The organism is Pseudomonas sp. PICF6, assembly GCF_009831705.1.
GTDB lineage: Bacteria > Pseudomonadota > Gammaproteobacteria > Pseudomonadales > Pseudomonadaceae > Aquipseudomonas > Aquipseudomonas rhizophila.
This window is the reverse complement of record NZ_WUUD01000025.1, coordinates 55,144-67,586: the sequence shown is the minus strand read 5'-3', so window position 1 is coordinate 67,586 and position 12,443 is coordinate 55,144. Positions and strand designations below refer to the sequence as shown.

The window sequence follows — 12,443 nt, the reverse complement described above, 5'->3', positions numbered from 1 at the left end:
GGCTTTCGTATAAGCGGCTAACCGATCAGGCCGCTTCGATCTTGCGACGGTTGTGCTCCACCTTGTCCAGGTATTGCTGCAGCTTCTGCTGTTCGGCCGCGGTGGTGAACAAGCCAAGTTTGCTGCGGCGCCACAGGATATCGTGGGCATCGATGGCCCATTCATCGCTGCACAGGTAGTCGACTTCCCGGGTGTAGAGGCCCGCGCCGATGTATTCGCCCATGTCACCGAGGTTGTGCACGCCTTCAAGCATGCGCCAGGTGCGGCTGCCATAGGTGGTGGCCCAGCGACGGGCAAGCTCGGTCGGCACCCAGTCGAATTTGTCACGAATCGCCGAGCACAGCGCTTGCGGGGTGGTCATGTTTTCGCCGCCGGGGAGGGTAGCCACGGCAGTCCAGCTGGGGCGCATCTGGGTAAAATACGGGGCCAACTGCGCCATGGCCGATTCGGCCAGTTTGCGGTAGGTGGTCAGCTTGCCGCCGAACACCGACAGCAGCGGGGCTTCGTCCGCACTGCCCGACAGCGCCAGTGTGTAGTCCCGGGTGACGGCCGATGGGTTGTCGGATTCATCGTTGCACAACGGCCGAACACCGGAATAGCTGTGCAGGATATCGTCGCGGCTGATCTGCTTCTTGAAGTGCGCGTTGACCACTTTGAGCAAATAATCGGTTTCGCCCTCGGTGATCGCCACTTTGGCCGGGTCGCCGGTGTATTCGCGGTCGGTCGTGCCGATCAAGGTGAACTGGTTCAGATACGGAATGGTGAAGACGATGCGCTGGTCTTCGTTCTGAAGAATGTGCGCGTGCTCGCCTTCGTAGAGTTTCGGCACGATCAGGTGGCTGCCCTGGATCAGACGAATGCCGTAAGGCGACTCCAGCTTCAGGTCGTCGCGAATGAACTTGGCAACCCAAGGACCGGCCGCGTTGACCAGCGCCTTGGCGCGGATCGAAAACAGGCTGCCGTCGGCGCGTTCCAGATGCAAATGCCACAAACCTTTACTGCGACGGGCGTTCACGCAACGTGTGCGAGTGTGGACATGGGCGCCTTTTTCCCGGGCGGCCATGGCGTTGAGCACCACCAGGCGCGCATCGTCGACCCAGCAGTCGGAGTATTCAAAGCCTTTGGTGATCTCGCTTTTCAGCGCGCTGTCGGCGCCGAATCTCAGGCTTTTGGAACCGGCAAGTTGTTCGCGCTTGCCCAGGTGATCGTAGAGGAACAGGCCGGCGCGAATCATCCAGGCGGGGCGCAAGTGCGGGCGGTGGGGCAAGACGAAGCGCATCTGCTTGACGATGTGCGGAGCCTTGGTCAACAGCACTTCGCGCTCGGCCAGCGCTTCGCGCACCAGACGGAATTCGTAATGTTCGAGGTAGCGCAGGCCGCCATGGATCAGTTTGCTGCTGGCCGAGGAGGTGTGGCTGGCCAGGTCGTCCTTTTCGCAAAGGAACACCGAGAGGCCGCGACCCGCTGCGTCTGCGGCAATCCCCACGCCGTTGATCCCGCCGCCAATGACGGCGACATCGTAAACCTCAGCGAGAGGGGGCGTAGGCAAGGTAGAAGTGGGCATCGGCTGGCCTCGGGCTTTTTTTCGAAATATTTGAATTCGAACATTAATGTTCATTTGCGAAAATACTAGCCCATAAACTCGGCAACAGCCAGCAGACTTCGATTGAAAATACTGATCAAAGGAAGCTGAAAGGAAAATTTTCGAACATGAAGAGGGTCGCTGATGTGGTCGGAGATGCTTTTGTGGCGAGGGGATTTATCCCCGCTGGGCTCACAGCAGCCCTAAAACCAGGCGACTCGGTATATGAGGCAAATTGAGTTGACTGTATTGGGGCTGCTGCGCAGCCCAAGCGGGGATAAATCCCCTCGCCACAGGGTTTCGGGGGGAGCTCAGACCACTTCCAACCGAATCTTGTGCTGGCTCAGCAATTGCGCCAGGGCCGGCACGGGTTGCTGATCGGTCACCAGGCAATCGATCAGGCTGATCGGTCCCAGCCTGACCATGGCGTTGCGCCCGAATTTGCTGGAGTCCGCCGCCAGCAGCACCTGCCGGGCGTTGGCGATGATCGCCTGGGAGACCCGCACTTCCTGGTAGTCAAAATCCAGCAGGCTGCCGTCTTCATCGATCCCGCTGATGCCCACCAGGGCGAAGTCGACCTTGAACTGGTTGATGAAGTCGACGCTGGCCTGGCCTACCACGCCTCCGTCGCGTCTGACATTTCCACCTGCGATCAGGACTTCGAAGTCGTCCTTGGCGCTGAGGATCGAAGCTACGTGCAGATTGTTGGTGATGACCTTCAGGTGGTTGTGATTGAGCAGCGCCCGGGCGATGGATTCGGTGGTGGTGCCGATGTTGATGAACAGCGAGGCATGGTCAGGGATCTGGGCGGCAATGGCTTCGGCGATGCGTTGCTTCTCGTCGCGCATCTGATCGGCGCGCATGGCGTAGGCGGTGTTTTCAACGCTCGAATCATAGGCCGCGCCGCCGTGGTAGCGACGCAGCAGGTTCAGTTCCGCCAATTGATTGATGTCGCGGCGGATGGTCTGCGGGGTGACAACGAATAGCTGCGCCATTTCCTCGATGCTGACGTAGCCGCGTTCGCGGACCAGTTCGAGGATTTGCTGCTGACGGGGAGGCAGATTCATGGGGCTTCCTTTGGGCTGCCATACAAAATTTGCCCATGATGCCGCAGGAATCCCCTCCCGACCAGTTTCACGACCCTCGTCGTACCCAGCTTCGGCTTATTCAGCGTCTTCGTGAGGTTCCCAGTCGCGGGTGCGGCTGACCGCTTTCTGCCAGCCGGCGTAGAGTTTTTCCTTGGCCTGCTCGTCCAGTTGCGGTTCGAATTCGCGCTCGATCACGGCCTTGCCGCGCAGTTCTTCCAGGCTGCCCCAGAAACCACACGCCAGGCCGGCCAGATACGCGGCGCCCAAAGCCGTGGTTTCCCGCATTTTAGGGCGTTCGACCCGGGTGCCGAGAATGTCCGCCTGGAACTGCATCAGGAAGTTGTTCGCTACCGCGCCGCCGTCCACGCGCAGGGCCTTGAGGCGTTCGCCCGAATCCTGCTGCATGGCGTCGAGTACGTCGCGGGTCTGGTAGGCAATCGACTCCAGCGCTGCACGAATGATGTGGTCGACCCGCACGCCGCGGGTCAGGCCGAACAGCGCGCCACGGGCATAGGGGTCCCAGTAGGGGGCGCCCAGGCCGGTGAAGGCCGGCACCAGGTACACGCCGTTGCTGTCCTTGACCTTGTTGGCGAAGTATTCGGTGTCGAGAGCGTCATTGATGATTTTCAACTCATCGCGCAGCCACTGCACGGTGGAGCCGCCGTTGAATACCGCGCCTTCCAGAGCATAGGCCACTTCGCCGCGGGGACCGCAGGCGATGGTGGTGAGCATGCCATGATTGGATTTGACGGCTTTGTCGCCGGTGTTCATCAACAGGAAGCAGCCGGTGCCATAGGTGTTTTTCGCCTGGCCTGGCTCCACGCACATCTGGCCGAACAGGGCGGCCTGCTGGTCGCCGGCGATGCCACCGATGGCGATGCCGCTCTTGGTGCGGCCATAGACTTCCGAGGACGACTTCACTTGCGGCAACATTTCGCGAGGGATGTCGAGAATTTCGAGCATCTTCGCGTCCCACTCCAGCGAGTGAATATTGAAGAGCATGGTGCGCGAGGCGTTGGTGTAGTCGGTGACGTGGACTTTGCCGCCGGTAAATTTCCAGATCAGCCAGCTGTCCACGGTGCCAAACAGCAGTTCGCCGTTACGTGCGCGTTCGCGGCTGCCTTCGACGTTGTCCAGGATCCACTTCAGCTTGGTGCCGGAGAAATACGGGTCGGTGACCAGACCGGTGGTTTCGCTGATGTACGGTTCGTGGCCGTCACGCTTGAGTTGCTGGCAGATCTCGGTGCTACGTCGGCACTGCCAGACAATGGCGTTATAGATCGGCCGGCCGGTGGTCTTGTCCCAGACCACGGTGGTTTCGCGCTGGTTGGTGATGCCGATCGCGGCGACCTGGTCATGATGCAGGCCAGCCTGGGCCAGGGCTTCGACCATCACCGCGCTCTGGGTGGCGAAGATTTCCATCGGGTCGTGTTCGACCCAGCCGGCCTGGGGGTAATGCTGGGCGAATTCGCGCTGGGCGGTGCAGACCACATTGGCGTCGCGGTCGAAAATGATCGCCCGCGAGCTGGTCGTACCCTGGTCGAGGGCAATGATGTAGTTCTTGTTCTGAATGTCGGTCATGTCGATTGCCTTGGGACGTGAATAAGGGGTGAGGCCTGGCGCACGCTTGAGCGGGCAGAGTGTGCGCCGATTGTTTCAGGATGTTCTGGGTTTGCCGTCAATGGCCGGTTTTGCATCCTTTGTAACAGCCACGGCGCTGGGCAGATGGCGGGCAATCAACCCGCGATAGGCCGCAGCGCCCAGGCATGCACCCACGATCGGTGCAAAAATCGGAACCAGGAAGTACGGGATGTCGCGTCCACCCGTGAGGGAAATTTCACCCCACCCGGTGAAGAAAGTCATCAGTTTAGGGCCGAAGTCTCGCGCCGGATTCATCGCGAAGCCCGTCAGCGGCCCCATCGAACTGCCAATCACCGCGATCAGCAGGCCGATCAGCAGTGGCGCCAGCGGGCCGCGGGGCAGGCCATTGTTGTCATCGGTCAGGGACATGATCACGCCCATCAGAATGGCGGTGATGATCACCTCCACCAGAAAGGCCTGGCCAGTGGACAGCGCCGGGTGTGGATAAGTGGAAAACACCGAGGCCAGTTCAAGGCTGGCTTCTGAGCCACGAATCATTTGCCGGGACTGTTCGAAATCGAAGAATAGATTGCTGTACAGCGTGTAGACCAGCAGCGCGCCACAAAAGGCGCCGGCCACCTGGCAAATAATGTAGAAGGGTAACTTACGCTTTTCAAAGTCGGTGAAAATACACAGCGCGATGCTGACGGCGGGGTTCAGGTGTGCGCCGGAAACGCCGGCGCTGAGGTAGATCGCCATGCTGACACCGACACCCCAGATGATACTGATTTCCCACAGACCGAAACTCGCACCCGCGACCTTGAGCGCTGCAACGCAGCCAGTGCCGAAGAAAATCAGCAGGGCAGTCCCCAGGAATTCGGCCAGGCATTGGCTGGAAAGGGGTGGCTGTTGTAAAGCAATTGTCATTCAAACCTCGGTTTTTGTTGTTGTCTGGCGCGTCCGGTAAAGCCCGATCGCGCGTTCAGCGCCGAGGTAGGATCCTCATCCTGAACTCGGGGTGTTGGTTGAGACCTGAATTTCTGTTTTCAGTTTCGAAAAAATATAGACAAGAAACGCTGGTGTCAAAGGTCGAAAGTGAACCATTGGTCACATTTAAACTATTCGTGGTGTGAATGACTGTTTCGCTCACGCTAAGTCACTGGGGTTGGCAGCCCAGTTCCAGCGCCTTTTGGCCGACGATGACTTAGAATCCGGCCACGCTTATTCGAATTTCCTCAGGAGCGATCATGACCCCGGCATTGGATCTGCTTAAAAAGGTGCGCGCCGAGCATCGCATTCACAGTTATGAACACGATCCCAAGGCAGCCTCCTATGGTTTGGAAGCGGCAGAAAAGCTTGGACTGGATCCGGCGCAGGTCTTCAAGACGTTGTTGGCAGCCAGCGAAAAACACGAGTTGTTGGTGGCGGTGGTGCCCGTGGTCGGCAGCCTGGATTTGAAAGCCCTGGCCCATGCCGCCGGCGTAAAGAAAGTCGAGATGGCCGACCCCGCGGCCGCCCAGCGTTCGACCGGTTATCTGCTCGGTGGTATCAGTCCATTGGGGCAGAAAAAACGTCTTCGCACTTTTATCGACAGTTCTGCCCAGCCGTTCGCCAGCATCTTTGTCAGTGCCGGAAGGCGCGGGCTGGAGGTAGAGCTGGCGCCTGCGGTACTGGCCGAGCATACCGGGGCGGCGTTTGCGGATATCGGGCGTGCTTGAAACCGGCGCAGGGCGTGAGCAAGTACCGTTGTCATAATGGTGTCGGGCTTAGGCTTGGGTGGCTGCCGGGGCCTTCGTCCTGGGCTGTAGGGTGAAAATTCGTCGGATCTGTCACTGGAAAAGCAGTAGCTGGGCACTCATGCTCATGCATCAATAACAAGGAGAAGTGCCATGCAGCTTGCGTTTCATCAAGTCGATGCGTTCAGTGATCGGCCGTTTGGCGGCAATCCGGCGATGGTCTATCGGCTCGACGCCTGGCTGGCCGATGACTTGATGCAAAGGATCGCCGCCGAACATAACCTGGCTGAAACGGCCTTTCTGGTGCGTGAAGGCCAGCATTGGCATATCCGCTGGTTCACGCCCACCACTGAGGTACCGTTGTGCGGGCATGCCACCTTGGCCAGCGCCCATGTGCTGTTCGAGGTCTATCACGAAACCGTCGAGCGACTGGACTTCATCTGTCGATCCGGGGCGTTGAGCGTCACTCGCGAAGGTGATCGGCTATGGCTGGATTTTCCAGCCATCGTCCCCAGCGAGTTGGGTGCATCCCTGGTGGTCCAGGCTGCCCTGGGCGTGGAAGCGGTGGACGTGTTGAGCTCCAACGAACTGTTCGTCGTGCTGGAGTCGGAGCAGGCGGTGCTCGATTGCAAGCCGGACATGGCGGCCCTGGCGAAGCTGCCGTGGCCGGGCGCAATCGTGACTGCGCCGGGAAGCCGGCATGATTTTGTCTCGCGTTATTTCGCCCCGGCGATTGGCATCAATGAAGATCCGGTCACGGGCTCGACCCATTGCAGCCTGATTCCTTACTGGTCTCGGCGCTTGGGCAAGCTGGGGCTGACGGCTTATCAGTGCTCGGCCAGGGGCGGCGAACTGTTCTGCCGACTTGAGGGAGAGCGGGTGAAGATTGGCGGGAATGCGACGTTGGTGGCCAGTGGGACGTTGATGTTGGGGGGAGCCGGTAACCTCATCTCAAATCTCTGAGGTCAAAATGTGGGAGCGAGCCTGCTCGCGATAGCGTTGGTTCAGCTTGCATCGATGCTGAATATGCCTACGCCATCGCGAGCAGGCTCGCTCCCACAATTGCTTCTAGCTGGCAGTACTGTAGCGCCGCACACCGCTTTCCACGGGGGGTATATGGGCCGCCGTGCTCCCTGACGCCTGGAACAGCACCAAGTGTTCAGCCGCTACGCGGATGCCGACGTTGTCCCCCACCAGATGGTCGGCATGGCTCGGGAAAATGGATTCCAGCTGCGCTCCGGTCGGCAATTGCAGGCGATACAGGGTTGAAGCCCCCAGGAACGCCTTGCCGACAATCCTGCCTGTGAGCGGACTGTCCGGTGCGTAGACGATATCGTCCGGGCGCAGCAGCACATCCACCGCACCACCGATGGGCCAGGTGTAGGCCCGATTGCCGCGCAGGATACCCAGCTCGGTTTGCACCGATTCCGGGCTGTCGAGCTGGCCGCGAATGAAGTAACCCTGGCCAATGAAGCTGGCGACAAATGGCGTCAGCGGTTCATGGTACAGATTGTAGGGCGTATCCCACTGTTCCAGCCGACCCTCCTTGAATACCCCGACATGGTCGCTCACCGCGAAGGCTTCTTCCTGATCGTGGGTTACCAGAATCGCGCTGGTGCCGCGGACCTTGAGAATGTCCCGCACTTCATGGCTGAGCTTGCGTCTGAGCTCACCATCGAGATTGGAGAACGGTTCGTCGAGCAGCAGCAATTGCGGTTCCGGCGCCAGGGCGCGAGCCAGGGCCACACGTTGTTGCTGACCCCCGGACAGTTCATGGGGAAAGCGCTTGCCCAAGCTCTTCAGGTTGACCAGCTCCAGCAGTTCCTCGACCACGCGGTCCTTGTCCGGATGCTTGCGAATGCCAAACGCAATGTTCTCCGCCACGCTCAGGTGAGGGAACAGCGCATAGTCCTGAAATACCATGCCGATGCGGCGTTTTTCCGGGGCGAGGGTGAAACCGGCGCGGGAGATGGTTTCCCCCGCCAGCTGGATCTCACCTTCCTGTACCGGTTCGAAACCGGCGATGGCTCGCAGCGTCGTGGTCTTGCCACACCCGGACGAGCCGAGCAGGCAACCGATATCCCCGGCATTGAGGTGCAGGTTGAGGTTCTGGACGACGCGCTGGTTTTGATAACCGCAAGTCAGGTTCTGCAGGTTCAGTAGCAGGGTATGGCTCATGCGTGGTGGTACGCCGGCTCGACCAGAAACTCGAGCAAGGCCTTTTGTGCGTGAAGGCGATTTTCTGCCTGATCCCATGCCACGGAGCGTGGATCGTCCAGCAGGTCGACGCTGATCTCCTCGCCGCGATGGGCCGGCAGGCAGTGCATGAACAGCACGTCAGCGTCCGCCAGGTCGAGCAGGGCGCGGTTGACCTGAAGTGGCGCGAACAGTTTCAGACGCTTGGCGGTTTCTTCTTCCTGGCCCATGGAGGTCCAGACATCAGTGCTCACCAGATGCGCGCCGGCCACGGCCTGTTTCGGATCACGGACGATGGTCACCCGGCTCCCGGCCTTGGCCACCAGTTCGGCACTGGGGTCGTAGCCTTCCGGGCAGGCGATGCGCAGCTGGAAGTCGAACTGGATCGCGGCTTCTATATAGCTGTTGCACATGTTGTTGCCATCGCCGACCCAGGCCACGGTCTTGCCCTGGATCGAGCCGCGGTGTTCGAGGAACGTCTGCATGTCGGCCAGCAACTGGCAGGGGTGCAAGTCATCGGACAGACCATTGATCACCGGTACGCGCGAGTGCGCCGCAAACTCAGTCAGCGTGCTGTGGGCGAAGGTACGGATCATCACCGCATCAAGCATGCTCGACATGACGATGGCGCAGTCGCCGATCGGTTCGCCACGGCCCAGCTGGGTGTCGCGGGGCGACAGGAAGATTGCCTGGCCGCCGAGCTGGATCATGCCGGCTTCGAAAGAAATACGGGTGCGGGTCGATGACTTCTCGAAGATCATCCCCAGCACACGGTTTTTCAGGGGCTCGAACAGTACGCCGCGATTACGCAGGTCCTTGAGCTCCACGCCTCGACGGATCACGCCGAGCAACTCGTCGGGCGTGAAATCCATCAGGGAGAGAAAGTGCCTTGCGCTCATGATTGACTACCTTTTGTCACTGATCGCAGATGCTCAAAGCCTTGTTTCATGAAAAAACGGGCGAGACCTGCGGCAAAAGCCGCACGGGGCGACGAAATAGGGGAAGGCGCGATCTTATAAGGAAATGTCGCGTCTTACCAATAGGGCTACAGTTTTAGGGGATTTCAGCGAGGTCATAGCAGGTTGGCGAAGACATGTATGAAGCCGGTTCCTGACAGCAGCCACCCATTTGTACACCGGCCTTGCGCAGCTTGGCAATCAAACCGGGGCGTTATTGAATGATTTGGCCGGCCTGTTCCTGGGCGTGAATATTTCCTAATGCCAGGGCCTGGGTTATAAATGAACCTCAGACGCAGGAGCCCCGAAATGGATTCGAAAGAGCAACAACTGATGGAACTACTGGGGCTGACAGCGCGCTCCCTGACTCACCTGACCGCCTCGGTGACGTCCATGTCATTCGAGTTGCTGCGCAGCGATGACGAGGTGACCAAGGCAGCAGGCCGACGCATGATCGATCGCATGGCCACCATCAGCAGCGGGCTCGACGAGCATTGGCGATTGATCGGAGAGTTGACGGGCGTGCCCATTGCTCACGAGCAAGTGGAAACCATCGAGGAAATCCAGTTGCTGGCGCCGCCTTCCGAGCAGCCTTGAGCTCACTGCATCGACGGGCCTGATGCACGGCAATTCACAGGACGAACGTCGCTGGCGCAGGGGGGGATCACGCGCCATAGTTTTGTTCCCGCGGCCGAAAGCGCCCGTTACGAATAAAATAGAGGCTGGCCATGACCAAGACTCTCCACCACCGTGCGTGCCATCTGTGCGAAGCCATCTGTGGCTTGACCCTTGAAACCACCGAGACCGAAGGCCAGGGCCTGGCGATCACCTCGATCAAGGGCGATCCACTGGACAGCTTCAGTCGCGGCCACATCTGCCCCAAGGCGGTAGCGCTGCAGGATATTCAGAACGATCCGGATCGCCTGCGCCAGCCCATGCGGCGGGTCGGTAGCGAGTGGCAGCCTATTGCCTGGGACGATGCCTTCGCGCTGGTGGCCGAACGTCTGGCGGGCATCCAGGAACGCCACGGTCAGAACGCGGTAGCGGTCTACCAGGGCAATCCCAGTGTGCATAACTATGGGCTGATGACCCACAGCAACTATTTTTTGGGCCTGCTGAAGACGCGCAGCCGATTTTCGGCGACTTCGGTGGACCAACTGCCTCACCACCTGACCAGTCACCTGATGTACGGTCACGGCCTGTTGTTGCCGATACCGGACATCGATCACACCGACTTCATGTTGATCCTGGGCGGCAACCCGCTGGCCTCCAATGGCAGCATCATGACCGTGCCGGACGTGGAAAAACGCCTCAAGGCGATCCAGGCCCGTGGCGGTAAAGTGGTGGTGGTCGATCCGCGTCGCAGCGAAACGGCGGCTATTGCCGACCAGCATGTGTTCGTGCGCCCGGGTGGCGATGCCGCTTTGCTGTCTGGTGTGCTCAATACCCTGTTCAGCGAGGGCTTGACCCGTGACAGTCACCTGCCGGTGGATGGCCTGGAAGACGTGCGCCAGGCCGTCGCGACCTTCACGGCTGAAGCGATGAGCCCGCTCTGTGCTGTGCCGGCTACGCAGATTCGGCAGTTGGCCCGGGACTTCGCTGCCGCGCCTTCAGCGGTCTGTTATGGGCGGATGGGCGTCTCGACCCAGGCGTTCGGCACGCTGTGCCACTGGCTGATTCAGCTGATCAACCTGGTGACCGGCAATCTTGACCGGGTCGGTGGGGCCCTGTGTACCGAGCCTGCGGTGGACCTGGTTGCGACCACCTCGGGAGGGCATTTCAATCGCTGGCAAAGCCGGGTGTCCGGGCGTCCCGAGTACGCGGGCGAGTTGCCGGTTTCGGCTCTGGCCGAGGAAATGCTCACCGAGGGCGAAGGCCAGATTCGTGCGCTGGTCACCGTGGCGGGCAACCCGGTGCTGTCCACTCCCAACGGACGGCAACTGGAGCAGGCGCTGGACGGGTTGGAGTTCATGGTCAGCGTCGATCTGTACATCAACGAAACCACGCGCTACGCCGACCTGATCCTGCCATCCACCTCGGCCCTGGAAAACGACCATTACGACACCACGTTCAACCTGTTCGCGGTGCGCAACGTGACCCGTTTCAACCGAGCGATCCTGCCCAAGCCCGAAGGGGCGCTGCACGACTGGGAAATTTTCGTCGGTCTGGCCAAGGCTTTCGCTGCCCGAACCGGCAAGGAACTCAAACCGACCATGCCGCCGGCGCAAATGATCGATTTCGGCCTTCGTGCCGGCGCCTATGGCGACGCCTCGCCGCATAAGCTGTCCCTGGCGACCTTGTTCGACCATCCCCATGGCATCGACCTGGGCGCCCTCAAGCCCAACCTGGCGCCACGCTTGAAAACCGAAAACCAGCGAGTGCAGGCTGCACCGGCGGTCATTCTTGCCGACCTCACGCGCTTTGCCGGGTTGCAGGCACCACAGGCGGATGAGTTGCTGATGATTGGCCGACGTCATGTGCGCAGCAATAACTCCTGGATGCACAATTTCCACCGCCTGGTGAAGGGCAAGCCGCGTCATCAATTGCTGATGCACCCGGAGGATCTGAGCAGTCGCGGGTTGAGCGACGGGCAGCGGGTGAAAGTCAGTTCGCGGGTGGGTATGCTTGAAGTCGAGGTGCAGGGTAGCCTGGACATGATGAAAGGCGTGGTCAGCCTGCCCCACGGTTGGGGCCATGCCCGGCCGGGCGTGCAGATGACCATTGCCAGCGCCCAGCCCGGTTCGAGCGCCAATGACCTGACCGATGACTGTCAGCTGGATGAGTTGTCTGGCAATGCAGCGCTCAATGGGGTTCCGGTGAAGGTGGTGGCTGCGTGAATTTGTCTCTCGGGGAGACCGAGCAGCGTGCTCGGCTTTCCGTTACAATGCGCCACCGTGTCGACAACTGAAGTCGCAAAGTTTAAGCCGAGGTGCTCCGTGGATATCATCGAAACGATTAAAGACCAGATTGCCAACAACACCATCCTGCTTTACATGAAAGGCTCGCCGAATGCGCCACAGTGCGGCTTCTCGGCCAAGGCTGCTCAGGCTGTGATGGCGTGTGGCGAGAAGTTTGCCTACGTGGACATCCTGCAGAACCCGGAAATCCGCGCCAACCTGCCCAAGTACGCCAACTGGCCAACTTTCCCGCAACTGTGGGTGGCCGGTGAGCTGATCGGCGGTAGCGATATCATGACCGAGATGGCGGCCGACGGCTCTTTGCAGGCCACGATCAAGGCTGCTGCCGAAAAAGCGGCTGCGAACAAGACAGAAGCCTGATTCACGGACAAACAATGTGGGAGCGA

11 protein-coding genes are annotated in these 12,443 nt (G+C 60.1%); 5 read left to right on the top strand and 6 right to left on the bottom strand.

Annotated elements, in window-relative coordinates; all coding sequences use genetic code 11:
• Nucleotides 1-25: 25 nt before the first annotated feature.
• The 4 genes from glpD to GSM73_RS16285 form a co-directional block, all read right to left on the bottom strand.
• On the bottom strand, nucleotides 26-1,564 hold the full coding sequence (gene glpD, locus GSM73_RS16300) for a glycerol-3-phosphate dehydrogenase (RefSeq protein ID WP_047227031.1): 1,539 nt from the start codon (nucleotides 1,562-1,564) through the stop codon (nucleotides 26-28).
• A gap of 329 nt (nucleotides 1,565-1,893) precedes the next feature.
• Nucleotides 1,894-2,649, bottom strand: a complete 756-nt coding sequence (locus GSM73_RS16295; RefSeq protein ID WP_047227030.1) for a DeoR/GlpR family transcriptional regulator — start codon at nucleotides 2,647-2,649, stop codon at nucleotides 1,894-1,896.
• Nucleotides 2,650-2,745: 96 nt separating this feature from the next.
• Complete coding sequence (glpK, locus tag GSM73_RS16290) at nucleotides 2,746-4,251, bottom strand: glycerol kinase GlpK (RefSeq protein ID WP_047227029.1); 1,506 nt, start codon at nucleotides 4,249-4,251, stop codon at nucleotides 2,746-2,748.
• Nucleotides 4,252-4,326: 75 nt separating this feature from the next.
• The gene (locus GSM73_RS16285) at nucleotides 4,327-5,178 is read right to left on the bottom strand and encodes an MIP/aquaporin family protein (RefSeq protein ID WP_047227028.1); all 852 of its coding nucleotides are present in this window, start codon (nucleotides 5,176-5,178) and stop codon (nucleotides 4,327-4,329) included.
• Between the two features lie 320 nt (nucleotides 5,179-5,498).
• Between GSM73_RS16285 and ybaK the strand changes: the two genes are divergently transcribed.
• Nucleotides 5,499-5,969, top strand: a complete 471-nt coding sequence (ybaK, locus tag GSM73_RS16280) for a Cys-tRNA(Pro) deacylase (RefSeq protein ID WP_076383708.1) — start codon at nucleotides 5,499-5,501, stop codon at nucleotides 5,967-5,969.
• Nucleotides 5,970-6,140: 171 nt separating this feature from the next.
• The gene (locus tag GSM73_RS16275; RefSeq protein ID WP_047227026.1) at nucleotides 6,141-6,950 is read left to right on the top strand and encodes a PhzF family phenazine biosynthesis protein; all 810 of its coding nucleotides are present in this window, start codon (nucleotides 6,141-6,143) and stop codon (nucleotides 6,948-6,950) included.
• Between the two features lie 105 nt (nucleotides 6,951-7,055).
• Here the strand turns inward: GSM73_RS16275 and GSM73_RS16270 are convergent, their stop codons facing one another.
• Together GSM73_RS16270 and argF are read right to left on the bottom strand one after the other, a co-directional pair.
• Nucleotides 7,056-8,165, bottom strand: a complete 1,110-nt coding sequence (locus GSM73_RS16270) for an ABC transporter ATP-binding protein (protein WP_160893234.1) — start codon at nucleotides 8,163-8,165, stop codon at nucleotides 7,056-7,058.
• Nucleotides 8,162-9,082 (bottom strand): ornithine carbamoyltransferase, encoded by a 921-nt coding sequence (gene argF, locus GSM73_RS16265; protein WP_047227024.1) that lies wholly within the window; start codon nucleotides 9,080-9,082, stop codon nucleotides 8,162-8,164. Before argF ends, GSM73_RS16270 begins: the two co-directional genes overlap by 4 nt.
• 366 nt (nucleotides 9,083-9,448) lie before the next feature.
• Between argF and GSM73_RS16260 the strand changes: the two genes are divergently transcribed.
• From GSM73_RS16260 to grxD, 3 genes are all read left to right on the top strand, one after another.
• Nucleotides 9,449-9,736, top strand: a complete 288-nt coding sequence (locus GSM73_RS16260) for a hypothetical protein (protein ID WP_047227023.1) — start codon at nucleotides 9,449-9,451, stop codon at nucleotides 9,734-9,736.
• 131 nt (nucleotides 9,737-9,867) lie between these two features.
• Nucleotides 9,868-11,976 (top strand): molybdopterin oxidoreductase family protein, encoded by a 2,109-nt coding sequence (locus GSM73_RS16255; protein WP_076383710.1) that lies wholly within the window; start codon nucleotides 9,868-9,870, stop codon nucleotides 11,974-11,976.
• A 99-nt stretch (nucleotides 11,977-12,075) separates the two neighbouring features.
• Entirely contained in the window at nucleotides 12,076-12,417 is a 342-nt protein-coding gene (gene grxD / locus GSM73_RS16250; RefSeq protein ID WP_047227021.1) for a Grx4 family monothiol glutaredoxin, read from the top strand.
• Nucleotides 12,418-12,443: the final 26 nt, after the last annotated feature.

What these genes read in the sequence shown, in the direction of transcription:
- glpD (WP_047227031.1), bottom strand. Translation starts at nt 1,564, where the DNA reads ATGCCCACTTCTACCTTGCCTACGCCCCCTCTCGCTGAGGTTTACGAT.
- GSM73_RS16295 (WP_047227030.1), bottom strand. Translation starts at nt 2,649, where the DNA reads ATGAATCTGCCTCCCCGTCAGCAGCAAATCCTCGAACTGGTCCGCGAA.
- glpK (WP_047227029.1), bottom strand. Translation starts at nt 4,251, where the DNA reads ATGACCGACATTCAGAACAAGAACTACATCATTGCCCTCGACCAGGGT.
- GSM73_RS16285 (WP_047227028.1), bottom strand. Translation starts at nt 5,178, where the DNA reads ATGACAATTGCTTTACAACAGCCACCCCTTTCCAGCCAATGCCTGGCC.
- ybaK (WP_076383708.1), top strand. Translation starts at nt 5,499, where the DNA reads ATGACCCCGGCATTGGATCTGCTTAAAAAGGTGCGCGCCGAGCATCGC.
- GSM73_RS16275 (WP_047227026.1), top strand. Translation starts at nt 6,141, where the DNA reads ATGCAGCTTGCGTTTCATCAAGTCGATGCGTTCAGTGATCGGCCGTTT.
- GSM73_RS16270 (WP_160893234.1), bottom strand. Translation starts at nt 8,165, where the DNA reads ATGAGCCATACCCTGCTACTGAACCTGCAGAACCTGACTTGCGGTTAT.
- argF (WP_047227024.1), bottom strand. Translation starts at nt 9,082, where the DNA reads ATGAGCGCAAGGCACTTTCTCTCCCTGATGGATTTCACGCCCGACGAG.
- GSM73_RS16260 (WP_047227023.1), top strand. Translation starts at nt 9,449, where the DNA reads ATGGATTCGAAAGAGCAACAACTGATGGAACTACTGGGGCTGACAGCG.
- GSM73_RS16255 (WP_076383710.1), top strand. Translation starts at nt 9,868, where the DNA reads ATGACCAAGACTCTCCACCACCGTGCGTGCCATCTGTGCGAAGCCATC.